Annotated in this window: 18 protein-coding genes; 14 read left to right on the top strand and 4 right to left on the bottom strand. The window is 70.8% G+C overall.

Features of this window, described 5'->3' with window-relative positions:
* Positions 1-109 precede the first annotated feature (109 nt).
* Positions 110-1,696: a DUF6345 domain-containing protein gene (locus ACZ7CF_RS09270; RefSeq protein WP_458429225.1), complete on the top strand. Its 1,587-nt coding sequence runs from the start codon at positions 110-112 to the stop codon at positions 1,694-1,696.
* Between the two features lie 61 nt (positions 1,697-1,757).
* Here ACZ7CF_RS09270 and ACZ7CF_RS09265 read toward each other — a convergent pair whose 3' ends face one another.
* The gene (locus tag ACZ7CF_RS09265; RefSeq protein WP_360386523.1) at positions 1,758-1,949 is read right to left on the bottom strand and encodes a ParB family protein; all 192 of its coding nucleotides are present in this window, start codon (positions 1,947-1,949) and stop codon (positions 1,758-1,760) included.
* A 489-nt stretch (positions 1,950-2,438) separates the two neighbouring features.
* Between ACZ7CF_RS09265 and ACZ7CF_RS09260 the strand changes: the two genes are divergently transcribed.
* The 11 genes from ACZ7CF_RS09260 (at position 2,439) to ACZ7CF_RS09210 (ending at position 13,243) form a co-directional block, all read left to right on the top strand.
* The gene (locus tag ACZ7CF_RS09260) at positions 2,439-2,717 is read left to right on the top strand and encodes a hypothetical protein (protein WP_360386526.1); all 279 of its coding nucleotides are present in this window, start codon (positions 2,439-2,441) and stop codon (positions 2,715-2,717) included.
* A gap of 3 nt (positions 2,718-2,720) precedes the next feature.
* Positions 2,721-3,191, top strand: coding sequence for a hypothetical protein (locus ACZ7CF_RS09255; RefSeq protein WP_360386528.1), 471 nt, complete (start codon positions 2,721-2,723; stop codon positions 3,189-3,191).
* A 19-nt stretch (positions 3,192-3,210) separates the two neighbouring features.
* Positions 3,211-6,024 (top strand): ATP-binding protein, encoded by a 2,814-nt coding sequence (locus ACZ7CF_RS09250; protein WP_360386695.1) that lies wholly within the window; start codon positions 3,211-3,213, stop codon positions 6,022-6,024.
* A complete protein-coding gene (locus ACZ7CF_RS09245; protein ID WP_360386531.1) occupies positions 6,021-7,892 on the top strand; it encodes a hypothetical protein in 1,872 nt (623 codons plus the stop codon). The genes ACZ7CF_RS09250 and ACZ7CF_RS09245 overlap by 4 nt, the downstream gene beginning before the upstream one ends.
* Positions 7,893-7,908: 16 nt before the next feature.
* A complete protein-coding gene (locus ACZ7CF_RS09240; RefSeq protein ID WP_360386534.1) occupies positions 7,909-8,505 on the top strand; it encodes a hypothetical protein in 597 nt (198 codons plus the stop codon).
* A 3-nt stretch (positions 8,506-8,508) separates the two neighbouring features.
* Positions 8,509-9,510 carry a C40 family peptidase gene (locus ACZ7CF_RS09235; RefSeq protein WP_360386537.1) on the top strand — a complete coding sequence of 334 codons (1,002 nt, stop codon included), beginning with the start codon at positions 8,509-8,511 and terminating at the stop codon, positions 9,508-9,510.
* Positions 9,511-9,528: 18 nt separating this feature from the next.
* Positions 9,529-10,002, top strand: a complete 474-nt coding sequence (locus ACZ7CF_RS09230; RefSeq protein WP_470369352.1) for a hypothetical protein — start codon at positions 9,529-9,531, stop codon at positions 10,000-10,002.
* The gene (locus tag ACZ7CF_RS09225; protein ID WP_360386543.1) at positions 9,999-10,193 is read left to right on the top strand and encodes a hypothetical protein; all 195 of its coding nucleotides are present in this window, start codon (positions 9,999-10,001) and stop codon (positions 10,191-10,193) included. The genes ACZ7CF_RS09230 and ACZ7CF_RS09225 overlap by 4 nt, the downstream gene beginning before the upstream one ends.
* Before the next feature lie 35 nt (positions 10,194-10,228).
* A complete protein-coding gene (locus ACZ7CF_RS09220) occupies positions 10,229-11,626 on the top strand; it encodes an RNB domain-containing ribonuclease (protein ID WP_470369666.1) in 1,398 nt (465 codons plus the stop codon).
* Positions 11,627-11,816: 190 nt separating this feature from the next.
* On the top strand, positions 11,817-12,482 hold the full coding sequence (npdG, locus tag ACZ7CF_RS09215; RefSeq protein ID WP_458429222.1) for an NADPH-dependent F420 reductase: 666 nt from the start codon (positions 11,817-11,819) through the stop codon (positions 12,480-12,482).
* Positions 12,482-13,243 carry a helical backbone metal receptor gene (locus ACZ7CF_RS09210; RefSeq protein WP_470369351.1) on the top strand — a complete coding sequence of 254 codons (762 nt, stop codon included), beginning with the start codon at positions 12,482-12,484 and terminating at the stop codon, positions 13,241-13,243. Before npdG ends, ACZ7CF_RS09210 begins: the two co-directional genes overlap by 1 nt.
* Here the strand turns inward: ACZ7CF_RS09210 and pip are convergent.
* Positions 13,240-14,181 carry a prolyl aminopeptidase gene (gene pip, locus ACZ7CF_RS09205; protein WP_360386550.1) on the bottom strand — a complete coding sequence of 314 codons (942 nt, stop codon included), beginning with the start codon at positions 14,179-14,181 and terminating at the stop codon, positions 13,240-13,242. The genes ACZ7CF_RS09210 and pip overlap by 4 nt on opposite strands.
* Positions 14,182-14,199: 18 nt before the next feature.
* On the opposite strand from pip, the gene ACZ7CF_RS09200 reads away from it, so the two are divergent.
* Positions 14,200-15,057: a glutathione S-transferase family protein gene (locus ACZ7CF_RS09200; RefSeq protein WP_360386553.1), complete on the top strand. Its 858-nt coding sequence runs from the start codon at positions 14,200-14,202 to the stop codon at positions 15,055-15,057.
* A 105-nt stretch (positions 15,058-15,162) separates the two neighbouring features.
* Here ACZ7CF_RS09200 and panB read toward each other — a convergent pair whose 3' ends face one another.
* The gene (gene panB / locus ACZ7CF_RS09195) at positions 15,163-16,020 is read right to left on the bottom strand and encodes a 3-methyl-2-oxobutanoate hydroxymethyltransferase (protein ID WP_360386555.1); all 858 of its coding nucleotides are present in this window, start codon (positions 16,018-16,020) and stop codon (positions 15,163-15,165) included.
* Between the two features lie 125 nt (positions 16,021-16,145).
* Here panB and ACZ7CF_RS09190 point away from each other — a divergent pair, with 125 nt between their 5' ends.
* A complete protein-coding gene (locus ACZ7CF_RS09190) occupies positions 16,146-16,508 on the top strand; it encodes a VOC family protein (protein WP_360386557.1) in 363 nt (120 codons plus the stop codon).
* Here ACZ7CF_RS09190 and ACZ7CF_RS09185 read toward each other — a convergent pair.
* A complete protein-coding gene (locus ACZ7CF_RS09185) occupies positions 16,486-17,325 on the bottom strand; it encodes an alpha/beta fold hydrolase (RefSeq protein WP_360386560.1) in 840 nt (279 codons plus the stop codon). The genes ACZ7CF_RS09190 and ACZ7CF_RS09185 overlap by 23 nt on opposite strands.
* Between the last annotated feature and the right edge of the window lie 7 nt (positions 17,326-17,332).

Here is a 17,332-nt window from a genome sequence, read left to right as displayed (position 1 = left end):
GCCGGCCCCGGTTCACCACTCCCGGTATCACGGCCCGCACGCCCCCATCCTCCTGTCAGACGGTCGGCCCCTGCAGCCGGCCGTACCACCGAGGAGGGGGAACAAGACGATGCAACGCAAGCTGACCGCGGTGCTGGCCCTGTCCAGCCTGATCACCGCGGGAGCCGCGGGCACCAGCCTCGCCGCAGAGGCGGAGCTGCCCGTGTACGGGGTGACGAGCTCCGGGCTCGACCAGGAGCAGGCGCAGAAGCTGCAGAGGGCGTTGGGGCTCAAGGACGTCGCCAGGTCCGAGAGCGGTGAGGTGGCGTTCGCCGACGAGCAGCGCTACCTCCAGGTCCCGACCGTCGACAAAGGACGGGGCAAGGAGGACGAGGACGGCAACGAGACCACGCAGTCCGCACTGGACCTGGAGGCCCTCAAGCGCATCCAGACCGTCCCGACCGACGTGGCCGTGAAGCGCGTCCAGGAGGCGCTGCGCTCCGCCGGGGTGCTGCCGGACAACGCCACCCCGACCGCCCGGCACACGACGTTCGAGCTCGCGGACGCCAACGGCCGCACCGGGCTCACGCAGAACCTCGACACGTCGGTGTCGTACACGTTCGACCTCGGCGGCATCCCGCTGGAGGGCGAGGGCGCGAACATCCGCGTCGCGTTCGACGCGCAGGGCGTCACGGCGCTCAGCCACGCCGCCCGCACGTACGAGAAGACCGGCAGCGTGAAGGTCAACGACCTGACCTACGGCCTGAAGCTGTGCCAGAGCTACCTCGGCGCCGAGGTGAAGCCGGACGTGAACTACGTCTACGCGGCCCCCGCGCTCGGCGAGAAGGTCGACCGGGTGGAGCCGTCGTTCCGCTGCACCGGCCGCAACGCCGACGGCGGCGCACCGCAGGCCATCATCCTGCCCGCGGTGGTGGGCGCGGAGATGCCCGCCCCGCAGCCGCCGCAGACCCCGCGTCCCGAGCAGCAGCTCAAGGCGCAGCGCGCCGGCACCCAGGTCGGCAGCGAGGGCACCGGCAACTGCTCCGGCCTGCCCAACACCCCGGCCAACATCGGCTCGTTCAACTCCGAGGCGAGCAGCCACGGCATCACCCGCGACTTCAGCTGGCTCGACCACAACGCCTGGGAGAGCGACTTCAAGGACCCGGTGTTCCCCGGCGGTGACGACACCAACTGGGCCGACGACGTCGACCTGACCTACTGGCAGGGCCACGGTTCCGGCACCGGCTTCTACTTCACCGGCTGCTCCAACCACAACGACACCAAGCTCGCCAACACCGAGGCGCGCTGGGGCAACAACGACGTCGAGTGGATGAGCCTCTTCACCTGCCTGATCCTGGAGACGAACACCGGTGGCCAGACGTGGGGCCAGCGCTGGGGACAGGCGTTCCGCGGCCTGCACCAGATCAACAGCTTCACCACGATCAGCTACAACTCCTCCAACCACGGCGGCAAGTACGGCCACTACATGTGGCGCTCGCCGTTCCTGTGGTGGAACAAGCCGATGAAGGTCCGCGACGCGTGGGCGCAGGCCAGCATCGACACCCAGCCGGCGTCCGTCGAGTGGGCGACCATGGGCGTGTACCTGGGCGCGTCCGGTGGGTACGGCAACTTCAACGACTACTTCTGGGGCAAGGGCTCCGTGGGTCCCGACTACGCCTCGACCGGCATGTTCTGGCGGATCCGCGGCGGGTCCTGACCCTGCCCGGCACACCGGTGGGAGGCCTGGCGACTGCGGTCGCCGGGCCTTTCCGGCGTGCTCAGCGCTTCGCCGGCCGCCCGGACGGCATCCGCAGCACGGGCCGGAACGGCTCCCCGCCGTTGTACAGCTCCTCCAGCTCTGTCACGTACGCCAGGACAGCCGGGTTGACGATGTCCGCGAGCGAGCGCACCCCGGCCTGCGGTTCGTACGACGCGAGGTATGTGGCCGCCGCACGGGCGCGCTCCAGCACCGAACGGTCGAAGTTGATCGTCCGCTGGACCCGGCGCCGGGATTGCGGGCCCGTCCCGGTAGGCTGGGGAACGCCTGGAGCACTAGGGGAGGCTGTGATTCCGTCCACACTTCCGTCCGGCACGAGGTCAGGTTCGAGCATGGGCGAATCTCCTCGGAGTCGTCGCTTCGGGGCGTACGCGCGGCGGAGCCGCGAACCGGCCGTTCAGCGCATCCAACCTGGATGGACACGTGCGCGGTTTTGAGACGCACGCACTGTGTGTGACCAGGGCGTTCGCAGTCGGGTGAACCTTGCCAGCGACGGAGAGAATCTTGGTCCTGGTGTTCCCCACTGACGTCTCCTCAGTGATGATGTGTCGGCCAGATTAGACGTAATTCGCCGCCCAGGGAACGCCCAGATGATCTGCAGCCAGCTCCACTTGCTCCACACGCCGTGACGAACTCGTGTTCTACTCGTAGCGCAAGCCCGAGCGCACTCAGGAGTACCTAAATGACCGCCATGGAACTGGTGACACTCGCTCAGCAGCAGCCGACGGTGCCGGGCACAAACAACATCCGCGACTGGATCCTGGGCAACATCGTTCCCCTGCTCCTGCTGACCGTCGCGTTGCTGCTGCTCTGGCTGGGTGGCGGCAAGGGCGACAACGCGGGTGTCATGCGCCGCCTCGGTGGTGTGATCGTCGCACTGGCCATCATCGGCCTCGCGGTCACGACCGACGCGGGCAAGAACATCGGGCAGTGGCTCGCCGGTTTGTTCGTCGGAGGCTGACGCGTGCGGGTTCGCACTGACGACGAGGTCTACCGGGTCGACGCCGTCTGGCTGGGCCCGCCGAAAGCGACCTTCCCCTGGCGTGCGCGCTACGTCGCGTGGGGCGTCGGGATCGTCGTTTTCCTCGTCGTACTCACGATCGAGCGCCAGATGGGCATCGGGTTCGGGTTCTTCTCGACCGCGTGGGCCCTCGTCGCCACGATCATCCTGACCAGGTTCATCACCCAGCGGATCAGCCACGAACGGCCGCTCACGGCGGTCATGTCGATGTGGGTCCGCGAGCTCACCGCACCTCGAGAACGCACGGCCAGCACCGGCGGGGCGGCCAGTGCCGCCCGGATCCGGGTCAGCTCGCAGCGCCCTCGTCCCAAGTTGAGCAAGAAACAACGGGCGAGACAGCAGGCCCAGAACCGCCGGACGTCAGCCACGCGCAAGAAGGAGGTTCGCGGTGTTCGGACGCCGGCGAGACCGTGATCGTCGCTCCGCCCAGCACATCGCGCAGCACGCGGCCGCGGACCCGCGCGACCGCGACCGGGCCGCGTACTCCAAGCGCGGCCGCCGCCTGCCCGGCGAGCAGGCGGTGCCCAGCTACACGCCGTCGATCAGCGCCCGCAGCATCGACGGCCACCTGCTGCGCACCGGCCAAGAGGTCTACGCCTGGTACCGGCTCGCGCCGCAGCGCTGGTCGTTCCGCAGCGACTCGCAGCGCCAGGACCTGATCGCCGCCATCGCCGGTCAGTACGCCGAGCTGCAGGGCCGCTGGATGCACCTGCGGGTCACGACGCGGCCGTACCCGATCCGCATGTGGGCCGAGGCGCACGTGCACAACGCCGTCAAGCGCCTGCCGGACACCCCCGGCACGCTGACGTTCGACGACTACATGGTCGGCGAGCAGCAGCAGCTCATGGGCCGCTCGATGGCGGAGAAAGAGGTCTACCTGGGCGTCCAGGTGCAGACCCGCAACATGATGGACCGGGCCGTCGAACGCGCGGCCCCCGTGCTGCGCAAGGTCTTCCCGGACGCCGTCGACGCCGAGCTGGTGGCGCTGGACTCCGAGGTCGAGCACCTCGACCAGGTCATCGGGTCGGCCGGTCTCGAAGGCCGTCCCGCGACGGCCGAGGAGATGTCCTGGCTGATGCACCGGTCGTGCTCGCTGGGCCTGCCCGCACCGCGCAACCTGCCCGCGGTGCCGGGTGCCGCGTGGGAGCCGGAGGACCTGGCCAGCTTCACCGACGCCGCGGACTTCCACCAGGAGCCGTACTCGCCGACGGTGACCGTGCGCGGCCGCACCGGCTCGAACGCGGGCATCCGGCGGCACGTCGCCGTGCTCACCGTCGGGCTGATGCACGGCCTGCAGATCCCCGAGGTCGACGACCCGTGGGTGCAGCGCGCCGACCGGCTGCCCGCCTCCGTCGAGTGGTCCGCGCGGATCTACGTGCGCCGCCCGGAGGAGGTGTCCGGCGAGCTCTCCCGCCAGATGAGCAAGGTGCGCTCGCAGGTCCGCCACTACACCGACGAGCACGAGCTGGAACCGCCGCAGTCGCTGGCCCGCCAGGCCGGGCGCGTGCTGGAGATCGACGACGAGATGACGTCGGGCTTCACCGCGCTGGGCACCAGGGTGCGCTCGTGGTGGCGGCTCGCGGTCTCCGGGCCGACCGAGCGCGAGGCCCTGCGCCTGGCCCAGCAGCTGCTGGAGCTGTACAAGCCCAAGATCGCCATCGACCACCCGGAGGCGCAGTACGCGATCGCCCGCGAGTTCATCCCCGGTGAGCCGCTGTCGAACGGCGCGTACCTGCGGCGCGGCAGCGTGCTGTGGGCGGCGTCCGCCGTCCCGACGGCCACGGCCGAGGTCGGTGACCGCCGCGGCATCCTGCTCGGCGAGACCGTCACGGCCACCCGGCGCCCGGTCGCCTGGGACCCGTGGATGGCCCAGGAGCTGCGCGACGCGTCCGGTCTGACGGCGATGGTCGCGGGTCTGGGTGCGGGCAAGTCGTTCCTCGGCGGCGGCATCGTCTACAAGACGCTGCGCTCCGGCGCGCACTGGACGCTGCTCGACCCGTCCGGTCCGCTGGCGGCGCTGTGCGAGCTGCCGGAGCTGCGCCCGTACGCCCGGCCGATCAACCTGCTCAACGCCCAGCCCGGCATCCTCAACCCGTACCGGGTGGTCGCCGAGCCGATGATCGAGCACTTCCTCGACGAGGACGACCCGGAACGCGCGTGGCGCAGGGAGAAGGCACTCGCCGCGGCCACCCGCCGCCGGCTGGTGCTGGACGTGCTCACCGGTCTGCTGCCGTTCGAGGTCGCCCGCCTGCCGCAGACGCGCATCGTGCTGCTGCGCGCGGTCCGCACCGTCGGTGGCCGCTTCGACGCCCACCCCGGTCTCGTCTTCGAGGCGCTGCGCCGGGACGCGTCCGAGCACCACGAGCACGCCGTGGTCGTCGCGGACTTCCTCGACGAGATGCGCGAGCGCATGTCGTTGCTGATCCCCGAGGCGAACGCCGACCCGTACAACGAGGCGCGGGACGACCGGCTCACGGTGCTGACCATGGCGGGCCTGAACCTGCCCAAGGACGGCGTCGGCCGCGAGCACTGGACGGACGCGGAGTCGCTCGGCGTCGAGATGCTGAACCTCGCCGCGTGGCTCACCCAGCGCTCGATCTACGAGAAGCCGAAGGACCAGCGCAAGGGCGTCTGGATCGACGAGGCGTTCTTCCTGTCGGAGGTCCCGACCGGTCGCGTGCTGATGAACCGCTTCGCTCGCGACTCGCGCAAGTGGAACGTCCGCGTGCTGCTGTCCTCGCAGATCCCGGCCGACTTCCTCAAGATCCAGGGCTTCGTCGCCCTGCTCGACTCGGTCTTCGTCGGCAGGCTCGACGACGACCAGGCGCAGGCGGACGCGCTGCGGTTGCTGAAGGTGCCCGTGGGGGCCGGTTACGAGCAGGTCGTCGCCTCGCTCGGCCGCCGTCCCGGTGGTGAGCGGAGCGTGTCCGAACGCGACCGCGCGCCGCGGCAGTTCATCTTCGGCGACGGTGCCGGTGGCGTGGAACGGATCCGCATCGACTTCAGCGGTCCGCACCTCGAGCACCTGCGCAACGCGCTCGACACGACTCCGGACGCTAAGCGCGACCGCGATGCTCTTCCGTCGGGCGAGGAGGACCAGGTGCCGTCAGTGCCACAACCCGCGTACGTGCCGGACGAGATCGACGACGAGCTCGCCGCAGACCTCGAACTGGGGCTGACAGAGGACGAGGCCCACCTGGTGGGTCACGGTGACGGCTCCAACCGCCACCGGGACGGCGTGGCATGACGCTGCTGGCGGTCGTGGTCTCGGTCGTCGCCTTGCTCTGGGCGAGGCGGCGGTTCGGGCTGCGCCTCTCCCAGCGCGTGGGCGCGCGCACGAGGGCCATCGGTCTCGTGTCGGCGATCCTGGCACTCCAGGTGGTACTGGGTGCCCCCGCCGCCCACGCCCAAAACTGCGGTGAGGCACCCAATCCGGAACGTCCGGGCGCGGGCATGGTCGGCGCGCTCGACCCGCCGGTCGGCAACGGCCTGCCGGGCTCGGCGTACCTGGACTACGGCTACGCCGGCATGGTCTGGCACTACTACCAGAAGAGCTGCACCATCCCGAACGCCAACGCCACGATCGACACGTGGGCGGGCAACGAGCTCTTCAGCATCGGCAAGAACATCGTCGGCGCCACCAACGCGCTGCACTACACGGTGATGGGCCGCGGTCTGCTCGTGCCGCTGGACGACGCCGTGAACAACGGTGTGCAGAAGGTCTACGACAACGTCTACCTGCGCTGGTTCGGGCTGGTCGCGCTGATCCTCGCGATCCTGATGTTCCGGCAGATCTGGACCGGCGACTTCGCCGCGATCTCCAAACGCGGGCTCTGGGCACTGGCCGCGATGTGGCTCGCCACGTCGACGTTGGCGCTGCCCCAGTTCTACAACCTCCTCGACAACACCCTGGTCTCCAAGACGTCGGAGATACAGGCGGGCTTCATCGAGGCCCCCGAGGAGCAGGGCACACTCCACGTGCTGCCGACGAAACTGCACGAAGCCGTTGTGTACCAGAGCTGGTTGCGCGGCGCGTTCGGCACTCCCGAGGCACCGCAGGCCGTCGAGTACGGCCCGCGCATCCTCAAGGCGCAGGCCTGGACCACGGCCGAGATCGCCGAGCACAAGGACGCCGACCAGGCGGCACTGAGCGCCAAGAAGGCCGAGTGGATCGCACTCGAAGGCCAGCTCGGCACCGCGAAGGGCTACTTCGACGGCACCGACGGCAGCCGCACCGGCGCGGGGTTCCTCTCGCTGCTGCAGGCGGTCGCGTTCTCGCTGTTCCAGCTGTTCGCGAAGGGCGCGGTGCTGCTGGCCCAGCTGCTGCTGCGCATCCTCACGCTCGCCGGCCCGCTCATCGGCCTCGTCGCGCTGATCCACCACGACCTGCTGCGCAAGGTCGCCCGCGCGGCCGCCGTGACGGTGTTCAACGTGCTGGTGCTCGCGGTCCTCGCGGGTGTCCACGCGCTGCTGCTGCAGGCGATCTTCAACGCGACCGGGCTGTCGCTGCTGACGAGGACGTTGCTGGGACTGATGCTCACCCTGGTGTGCTTCGTGATCGGCAAACCGCTGCGGCGCATGTGGCAGATGGTCGAGATGTCGGTCGGCTCCGCGAGCAACGTCCTGCCGATGCAGGGCGGCGTCTGGTCGAAGCTGCGCGGCCGCAAGCAGACCGGCCCCAGCCCGCAGGACGAGTTCTGGGACTCGGTGCGCGAGGGCGACGGCGCCGGCGAGGAGGTGCCGCAGCGGGGCCGCGGACGGGTGCGCCCGGAAGCGTCGAACCCGGTCGCGGCCACCGCACAGCGGCTCGACCGCGGTGCGCCGAGCCAGATCAACTCGTCCGGCGACGGTTACAGCACCACGCGCGCCGGCGCGCTGCCCGCGGGATCGGGCCCGGCGGCGCTGCCGGTCGGCCGGTCGCGCGTCGTGGACAGCCCACCGGTCACCGACCGGCAGTGGGACCGCGTGGACGACGCGGTGCTCGTGCCATCGCGGTCGAACGGCTACTCGGCCCCGGTGCAGGAGCCGCGGCGCGCGGAGACCGAAGTGGTGGCGGGACGCCAAGTGCACGTGATCTACCGGCCGTCGCGCGGCTTCGAAGTCAGGGACAACTGAGGAAGGGGGACAACCGGTGCCTATCCGCACGAACCGCGGCCGTGCCGCGGTCTACCGCAGCCTGTGGGGCTGGCCGATGCGTTCCCCGCGCCACCTCGGTGCGTCGATCGTCATCTTCGTGCTGCTCGTGGTCGCCCTCGGGGTGATCATCCCGAGGATGCTGGACCGCACGCCGACCGGCACGACGGTGGCGGCCCAGTCGACCTCCGTGCAGCCGACCCAGGTGGGGCAGCTGCCCAGCAGCGGGGTGTCGCTGCCGACCAAGCTGCCGCCGCCGACGAACTCGGCGCAGGCCGCGCCGCCGCAGGCGGACGCGCAGCTGGTGGCCGAGCTCTGGGCGGAGAACTGGATCAAGCCGCCGCCCAACAACGACGTCGAGAAGTGGCTCGCGAACCTCCGCCCGTACACCACGGAGGAGTTCCTCGCGCAGATGGCGACCATCGACCCGAAGAACGTGCCGGACAAGATCACCGAGAAGGTCGCCCCGGTGCGGTCCACGGTGTCGTCGGCCGACTTCCGGGTCGGGACCGACTCCGGCAAGGTCGTCATCACGTTGATCAAGCTTTCGCCCAGCAACGAGTGGCGGGTCAACAGCTACACGAAGGCGGACTGAGCCATGCGCCTCATGTTGATCATCGGTGCGGTCGTCGTGGCCATCGTGACGGTGGTCGCGACGTCCGGTGTCACGCAAGTGGTCAACAACCAGAGCGGTGCGGCCGGCGGAGCCGGCGTGCTGCGGATGAGCTGCAACGCCTCGATCGGGCCGTGGGACGCGGGCGGCGGCGACAAGGGCCGCCACGACGCGTCGCGCCTCAACGACGAGCAGCGCAACATCGTCGCCCAGATCATCTCCATCGGCCAGCAGCGGGAGCTGCCGCCGCTGGCGTGGCAGATCGCGATCCAGGCCGGCATGACCGAGTCGGGTCTGCGCCCGCTGAACTACGGCGACCGCGACTCGCTCGGCATCTTCCAGATGCGCCCGTCGATGGGCTGGGGCACCGAGGCCCAGGTGGTCGACCCGGTCTACGCGATCAACAAGTTCTACGACGTGCTGCTGAAGGTGCCGGACTGGGAGAACCGCAGGCCCGGCGACTCGGCGCAGGCGGTGGAGCGCTCGGCGTTCCCGGACAGGTACCACAACTGGGAGTCCATGGCGGCGTTCCTGCTGAGCGAGCTCGGCCAGATCTCCGACCCGGCCGGCTGCGGCGCGGGCGCCGGCGAGTTCCTGGTCGCCTCGAACGCGGCGGGTGTCGCCATCGAGTTCACCAAGCAGCAGCTCGGCGAGCCGTACCTGTGGGGCGGCAACGGCCCGGACGCCTGGGACTGCTCCGGCATCCTGGTCAAGGCGTTCGCGGGGGCGGGGGTCAAGATCCCGCGGGTGGCGAACGACCAGTACGAGAAGGGCGGCGCCCACCTGCCGGTGCGCGACGCGCAGCCGGGCGACCTGATCTTCTGGGCCTACAACACGGCCGACCCGCGTTCGGTGCACCACGTGGCCATGTACCTCGGCGGCGACGAGTACATCCACGCACCGCAGACGGGTGACGTCGTGAAGATCAGCAAGATCAACTGGAACTACCACGAGTTGATGCCGATGGCCGTCCGGCCGGGCGTGTAGATCGCGGGGAGGCGCTGCATGTTCAACCACAACCCCATCCCGAGGCCCGCCGGACCACCCGCGTCGAGCGCACCCGTGCGCGACTACACGGCCGTCGGCGCTCCCGGTGTCTCGTCCGACTACGTGGTGGTCCCGCGCGCGCTGGCCGAGGCCATGCCGTTGCCGTGGCAGCAGCACATGGTCCACCTGCTCGCGGAGTTCCACCGCACCTACGGCCACCTGAAGTGGCCGATCTACCGCGTGGTGCCCTCGCGCTACGAGAAGCTCACCGATCTCGACGAGGAACAGCTCGCGGAGGTCGGTGCCGTGGTGGAGATCGACTCGGACGGTTCGCTGGTCTACCGTGACCGGTCCGACCGCTTGATCGACAACGCCGAGCACCGCACGGTCCTGGTCTCGTGTTTGGATCCGATCCCGTCGGAGTACGCCAACGCCAACCAGTCCACGCCGCCGCGGGGATTCCCGGCGCCCATGGGAGGCGAACGCGCATGAGTGACACCAGCGGGTGGTTCTACTGCCTGACCCACCAGACCGTCGAGCAGGGCAAGGGCTGCCGGGGCGCTGACCGGATGGGCCCGTACCCGGACGAGGCCACGGCCGCACGCGCCCTGGAGATCGCCCGCGAACGCACGCGCTCCGCGGACGAGGCGGACAAGAAGTGGCGCGGCGACGACGAGGACTGATCGCCGGTCCTTAGGCTGTGCGGGTGGCCTCCCTGGTGATCCGCACGGGTCGTGCTGACCTGTCCTTCGACGGCATCCGCACCGAGTTCGGGCTGCGGCCGGTGTTCCCGGCCGCGGCACTGGCCGAGGCGCAGGAGGCGGTCGCCCGCCCGGTGGGTGACCGCCTCGACCTCACGTCGATCCCGTTCGTGACGATCGACCCGCCCGGCGCGAAGGACCTGGACCAGGCGCTGTGCCTGGACCGCACGTCCTCCGGTTTCGTGGTGCACTACGCGATCGCCGACCTGGGCCTGTTCGTGAGGCCGGGCGGCGCGCTGGACGAGGAGGTCCGGCGCCGCGGCCAGACGGTGTACCTGCCCGACGGCAACGTGCCGCTGCACCCGACCGTGCTGTCCGAGGGCGCCGCGTCGCTGCTGCCCGGCGTGGTGCGGCCGGCGGTGGTGTGGACGTTCACGTGCTCGGCCGACGGCGAGGTCGCCGCGGTCGAGGTCCGGCGCGCTCTCGTCCGTTCGACCGCGCAGTTCGACTACGCCTCCGTCCAGCGGACCTTCGACGCCGGCACCCCGCACCCGTCGGTGGCGGCGCTGGCGGAGTTCGGCCCGCTGCGGCGGGCACTGGCCCGTTCCCGCGGCGCCATCGAGCTGCAGCTGCCCGAGCAGGAGGTCGAACCCGACGGCGCCGGCTGGAAGCTGGTGACCCGCCCGCGGGCCGCCGTGGACTCCTGGAACGCCGAGATCTCGCTGATGACCGGCATGGCGGCGGCGAAGATGATGATCGAGGCCCGCGTCGGTGTCCTGCGGACCCTGCCGGAGCCGGACGCCGAGGCCGTGGCGTCGCTGCGGAAGTCGGCGGCGGCGCTGGGCGTGCCGTGGGCCGCCGGGGTGTCGCCGGGTGCGTTCCTGGCCGACCTGGACGCCTCGACACCGGAGGCGCTGGCGCTGTTCACGGACGCCACGCGCCTGCTGCGGGGTGCGGGCTACTCGGCGTTCGACGGCACGGTGCCCGAGCTCGTGACGCACGCGGGGGTCGCGGCGCCGTACACGCACGTGACCGCACCGCTGCGCCGGCTCGTCGACCGGTTCGCCACCGAGGTGTGCCTGGCGGTGTCGGCGGGGAAGCCGGTGCCCGCGTGGCTGGCGGAGGCGCTGCCGTTGCTGCCGTCGCTGATGGGGGCGTCGGACTCGCTCGCGTCGAAGGTGGAGCGGGCGACGCTGGACCAGGTCGAGGCGTGGGTGCTGAGCGGACGGGTCGGGCAGGAGTTCGAGGCCGTCGTGCTGCGGGCGGGGGACGACGAGGCGGAGGTGTTCATCGCCTCGCCGCCGATCCTCGCCAAGTGCGCCGGCCCCCGCCTCCCCGAGGGCGAACGCATCCGCGTGCGCCTTGCGGAAGCCGACCCGCCTTCCCGCCGCGTCCACTTCACCGCCCAGCTCTGACGCCACGCGGGCCCCTTTCGTGCCCTCCTGATGCCACGCGGGGCCCTTTCGTGCCCTTCTGGCGCACGCGGGGACCTTTCGTGCGATCCCCGCGTGCGCGGGCTATCGGCGTTCGCGGCGTAGTTGCGCGTGTCGAGCGCAAGGTCACGTTGGGCCGCACGCCCCCACCGGACCGTGTGAAGATGCACGGGTGACAGAGATTCGTGACCTCACCGTCGGCGTGCTCGGTGGCACCGGTGCCCAGGGCAAGGGCCTCGCCATCCGCTGGGCCAGGGCCGGGCTCAAGGTGATCATCGGCTCCCGCAGTGCCGAGCGGGCCGGGCTCGCCGCCGAGGAGATCGCCGGTGTCGCCGGTGGTGACGTCAGAGGCGCGGACAACGCCGACTGCGCGGCCGACTCCGACGTCGTGCTCGTCGCGGTGCCGTGGGACGGGCACGGCGACCTGCTGGCGTCGTTGCGGGACCAGCTGGCGGGGAAGATCGTCATCGACTGCGTGAACCCGCTCGGGTTCGACAAGCAGGGCCCGTTCGCGTTGCCGGTGACCGAGGGCAGCGCGGCGCAGCAGGCGGAGCTGCTGCTGCCGGAGTCGCGGGTCACGGCCGCGTTCCACCACGTGTCCGCGGTGCTGCTGGCGGACCTGACGGTGTCCGAAGTGGACATGGACGTGCTGGTGCTGGGCGACGACCGCGAGGCCACGGACACCGTGCGCGAGCTGGCCGAGCTGGTGCCGGGCTTCCGCGGCGTCTACGGCGGGCGGCTGCGCAACGCGCACCAGGTCGAGGCGTTCACGGCGAACCTCATCGCGGTCAACCGCCGGTACAAGGCGCACGCCGGTCTGAAGATCACGGGAGTCTGATGCTGCCCGTCGACGACCTCGGTGAGCCGGTTCCGGTCGACCGGCCCCGGCGCGTGGTCAGCCTGGTGCCGTCCATCACCGAGGCCGTCGCGGTCAGCGTTCCGGGAGCACTGGCCGGTGCGACGGACTACTGCACGCACCCGGCCGGCCTGGACGTCGAGCGGGTCGGCGGCTCGAAGTACCCGGACGTGGAGGAGGTTCTGCGGCTGCGGCCCGACCTCGTGATCGCGAACTCCGAGGAGAACCGCGCCGAGGACGTCGACCGGTTGCGCGCCGACGGCATCCCGGTGTGGGTGACCGAGGCGCCGCGGACCGTGCCGATGGCGCTGGCGTCGCTGCGGCGGCTCTTCGCCACCGCCTGGGACCTCGAACCCGGCTGGCTCGTCGACGCCGAGGACCTGTGGCGGGACACCGCACCGCAACGCCTCACCGCACTCATCCCGGTGTGGCGCCGGCCGTGGGTGGTCGTCGGCCGCGACACGTTCGCCACCGACGTGCTGCGCAGGCTCGGCGTCGAGAACGTCTACGCCTCCCACGAGGAACGCTATCCGCGGCCCAGCCTGGACGAGCTGAACGAGCAGCGGCCCGACCTGGTGGTGCTGCCCGACGAGCCGTACGCGTTCACCCACTCCGACGGGCCGGAGAGCTTCCCCGGCCTGCCGTACGTGCTCGTCAACGGCCGTCACCTCACGTGGTACGGGCCCTCCCTCGTGGAGGCCAGGGCGAGCCTCGAACGGGCGCTGGGCCACCTCGGGGGCTAGTCGCGGAACCGGTCGGTCGCCGCCAGCAGCGCCGCCAGGACGCCGGGCTCGTCGTAGGCGTGCCCGGCGTCCGGCACCAGCACGAGCTCCGAACCGGGCCACGCCTTGTGCAGGTCCCACGCCGACACCGCGGGTGTCGCCATGTCGTAGCGGCCCTGCACGATCACGCCCGGGATGCCCGCCAGCCGGTCGGCGTCGCGGATCAGCTGACCCTCCTCGAACCAGCCGTCGTGCACGAAGTAGTGGTTCTCGATCCGGGCGAACGCCAGCGCGTACGCCGGTTCCGCGAACTGCGCCACCAGCTCGGGCCTGGGCAGCAACGTCACCGTCGCGCCCTCCCACGTGCTCCACGCGACCGCCGCCGGGCCGTGCACCGCGGGGTCCGGGTCGGCCAGCAGCTCCGCGTACAGCTGCACGGGGTCGCCGGACATGCCCTCCAACGGCGCCATGAACTTCTCCCACAGGTCGGGGAAGACGTTCGCCGCGCCACCGCGGTAGTACCAGTCCACTTCGGACTGGCGCAGCGTGAAGATGCCGCGCAGCACCAGTTCCGTGACGCGGTCCGGGTGCTTCTGCGCGTACGCCAGCGCCAGCGTCGACCCCCAGGACCCGCCGAACACCTGCCACCGCTCGACCCGCAGCGACTCGCGCAGCAGCTCCACGTCGGCGACGAGGTGCCAGGTCGTGTTCAGCGAGAGGTCACCGGACACCGACGCGTGCGGCAGCGAACGCCCGCAGCCGCGCTGGTCGAACAACACGATCCGGTACACCTCGGGGTCGAACAGCCGGCGGTGCGCGGGGGAGCAGCCGCCGCCGGGACCGCCGTGCAGGAAGACGACGGGCTTGCCGGAGGGGTTGCCGCACTCCTCCCAGTACACCTGGTTGCCGTCGCCGGTGTTCAACAGGCCTGACGCGTGGGGCTCGATCTCCGGGTACATGGGCCTATCGTCGAGGACATGGCGCAGTTCACGAAGGAGACGTCCACCACGGGAGCGTTCGTGCGGCAGCCGAACCGCTTCACCGCGCGGCCGGAACCCGAGCCCGGCCGCTACCGGCTCGTCGTCAGCCTCGCGTGCCCGTGGGCGCACCGCGCGGTCGTCGTGCGCAAGCTGCTGGGCCTGGAGGACGCGATCTCGCTCGCCGTCGTCGACCCGATCCGCGACGACCGCGGCTGGCGCTTCCAGGGCACGGACCCGGTGCTCGGCTACGACTTCCTCAGCCAGGCCTACGAGAAGGCCGACCCCGGCTACGAGGGCCGCGTGACCGTTCCCGCGCTGGTCGACACGACCACCGGCGAGGTCGTCACCAACGACTACCCGCAGCTCACCCTCGACTTCAGCCTCAAGTGGAACCCGGAGAGCACCCTCTACCCCGAGCACCTGCGCGAGGAGATCGACTCCTGGATCGAGCCGATCTTCCACAACGTCAACAACGGCGTCTACAAGGCCGGTTTCGCCACGTCACAGGAGGCCTACGAGGAGGCGTACACCGCCTTGTTCGCCGAGCTGGACCGCATCGAGGACCACCTGGCCACGCACGAGTACCTGGTGGGCGGCCAGCTCACCGAGGCCGACATCCGCCTGTGGACCACGCTCGTGCGGTTCGACGCCGTCTACCACGGCCACTTCAAGTGCAACCGGACCAAGCTGACCGAGATGCCGAACCTGTGGGCGTACGCGAAGCGCCTCTACGCGCAGTTCGGGGACACGGTCGACTGGGACCACATCAAGCGCCACTACTACGTGACGCACCACGAAATCAACCCGACCGGCATCGTGCCGGCGGGCCCAGACCCGTCGGTCTGGACCCGCTGACCCTGCTCGGCTTGCTGTCACGCGAGGGCCCCGCGTTCCCCGGAAGGGAACGCGGGACTCCCACGTGCCTCAAAAGGGAACGTAGGACTCCCGCGTGACTTCCGCTCAGTGGAAGGTGTGCTCGGGGCCGGGGAACTGGTGCCCGCGCACCTCGTTCGCGAACTCGGTCGCCGCGCCCAGCATGACGTTGCCGATGTCGGCGTAGCGCTTCACGAACCGGGGCGCCTTCCCGCGGTTCAGGCCCATCATGTCCTGCCAGACGAGCACCTGGGCGTCGGTGTCCGGACCGGCACCGATGCCCACGGTCGGGATGACCAGGTCGTGCGTGATCTGCTTCGCGACCTCGGCGGTCACCATCTCCAGCACGACCGCGAACGCGCCGGCCTCCTGGACAGCGGCGGCGTCGTGCAGCACCACGTCGTGGTTCTCGTGGCGGCCCTGCACCCGGTACCCGCCGAGCTGGTGCTCGGACTGCGGGGTGAAACCGATGTGCGCCATGACCGGGATGCCCGCGGCGGTGATCGCGCGGATGTGCGGCGCGAAGTAGGCGCCACCCTCCAGCTTGACCGCGTGCGCCTGGCCTTCCTTCATGAACCGCACCGCGGTGGCCACGGCCTGCTCCACCGACACCTGGTAGGAGCCGAACGGCAGGTCGGCGACCACGAGGGAGCGCTTGACCGACCGCGTCACCGCCCGCACCAGCGGGATCAGCTCGTCCACCGTGACCGGCAGCGAGGTGTCGTTGCCGAAGACCGTGTTCGACGCGGAGTCGCCGACCAGCAGAACGGGGATGCCCGCCTCGTCGAAGATCTGGGCGGTGAACGTGTCGTACGCGGTGAGCATGGGCCACGGCTCGCCGCGGTCCTTCATCTCACGCAGGTGGTGGACCCGCACGCGCTTCGCGGGAGCCTTCTGGGGAGCGGCTCCGGAGCCGTAGGGCGCGGAAACTTCGGCATTGGTCATCGTCGACCGTTCCTTTCCTCGAGGCCCGCCGCAGCGAGTCCCCGGGCGCTTGGTGCACGGTTGCCGACCCCCAGGGTGGCACCGCCGACCGGAAACCGGTTGCAGATGCGGCTACCGTCACACGGGTGGCAGCCCGAATCACAGAACTGGTGCTCGACTGCACCGATCCGGAACGACTCGCGGCCTTCTGGTGCGAGGTCCTCGGCTACGAGGTGGTCGACCGCGAGGACGTCCTCGTCGAGATCGCCCCACCGGACCGCCGCACCACCCTGCTGTTCCTGAAGAACCCGGACCGCAAGCTGCAGAAGCTGCGCCTGCACATCGACGTCCGGGCCACCGACCGGGAGCAGGACGAGGAGCTGGCGCGCCTGCTGGAGCTCGGCGCCACGCGCGTTGACATCGGCCAGGGCGAGGACGTCAGCTGGTACACCCTCGCCGACCCGGAGGGCAACGAGTTCTGCCTGCTCAGCGGCCGGGCAGAGCCCTGAGCACGGTCCGGATCGCCATGACCACGGCGTCCGGCCGGTCCATCTGAACCATGTGCCGACTGCCGGGCACCGGCACGTTGCGCCCCCACGGCACGAGGGAGGCCAGCGACCGGTGTTCCGGCCATATCTTCCGACCGGCCGTGAGCACGAGGAACGGCACCTCCGGGAACGCGCAGCGGGTCCGCAGCCGTTCCAGCGTCGCCACCTGACCGGGGTAGGACGCCAGCTCGGCCAGTGTGGCGCGTCCCACATCGGCCCGCCGGTAGACCAGCTCGACCAGGTCCCGCGGTGCCGGGTCGGTCGCGCCCAGCGTGGACAGCGCGGTCAGCCAGTTGCGGAAGGAGTGCCCGTACCTGCGCGTGAGGCGAGCTCCCAGCCAACGGCTGCCGAACGCGCGCAACACCTGCGCCACCACCGCCGACACGTCGAACGGCGCCCCCGCGCCCGGCATCTCCGTGTCCGGGTCGAGCAGCACGACCCCCAGCACCCGGTGCGGCCGCAGCCGCGCATAGGCCTCGACGTGCATCGATGCCATCGAGTGCCCCACCAGCACCGCCTGCGGGACGCCGCGCAGCACCGCGTCCAGCACCGCCACCTCCCGCGCCAGCGACGGCCCGCGCCGCGCCGGACCGGACATGCCCAGACCGGGCCGGTCGAACACCACCACCCGCGCCAGCGGTTCGAGCATCCGCACGGTCCGGTCCCAGTCGAACCACGCCCCGCCCAGCCCCGAGCTCAGCACCACGACCGGCCGGTCAACACGCCCGGAGACCGCCACGTGCACCCGGCCCGCCGAAGAGGGGATCATGGCCGTCATCGGCTGA

Source organism: Lentzea sp. NPDC036955 (genome assembly GCF_055608005.1).
The sequence above is the reverse complement of the archived record's forward strand: the minus strand, read 5'-3'. Positions and strand labels throughout refer to the sequence as shown.

Excerpts from the sequence above, each read along its gene's own strand:
- ACZ7CF_RS09270 (WP_458429225.1), top strand. The coding sequence starts at position 110 with ATGCAACGCAAGCTGACCGCGGTGCTGGCCCTGTCCAGCCTGATCACC.
- ACZ7CF_RS09260 (WP_360386526.1), top strand. The coding sequence starts at position 2,439 with ATGACCGCCATGGAACTGGTGACACTCGCTCAGCAGCAGCCGACGGTG.
- ACZ7CF_RS09245 (WP_360386531.1), top strand. The coding sequence starts at position 6,021 with ATGACGCTGCTGGCGGTCGTGGTCTCGGTCGTCGCCTTGCTCTGGGCG.
- ACZ7CF_RS09235 (WP_360386537.1), top strand. The coding sequence starts at position 8,509 with ATGCGCCTCATGTTGATCATCGGTGCGGTCGTCGTGGCCATCGTGACG.
- ACZ7CF_RS09230 (WP_470369352.1), top strand. The coding sequence starts at position 9,529 with ATGTTCAACCACAACCCCATCCCGAGGCCCGCCGGACCACCCGCGTCG.
- ACZ7CF_RS09225 (WP_360386543.1), top strand. The coding sequence starts at position 9,999 with ATGAGTGACACCAGCGGGTGGTTCTACTGCCTGACCCACCAGACCGTC.
- ACZ7CF_RS09210 (WP_470369351.1), top strand. The coding sequence starts at position 12,482 with ATGCTGCCCGTCGACGACCTCGGTGAGCCGGTTCCGGTCGACCGGCCC.
- pip (WP_360386550.1), bottom strand. The coding sequence starts at position 14,181 with ATGTACCCGGAGATCGAGCCCCACGCGTCAGGCCTGTTGAACACCGGC.
- ACZ7CF_RS09200 (WP_360386553.1), top strand. The coding sequence starts at position 14,200 with ATGGCGCAGTTCACGAAGGAGACGTCCACCACGGGAGCGTTCGTGCGG.
- panB (WP_360386555.1), bottom strand. The coding sequence starts at position 16,020 with ATGACCAATGCCGAAGTTTCCGCGCCCTACGGCTCCGGAGCCGCTCCC.
- ACZ7CF_RS09185 (WP_360386560.1), bottom strand. The coding sequence starts at position 17,325 with ATGACGGCCATGATCCCCTCTTCGGCGGGCCGGGTGCACGTGGCGGTC.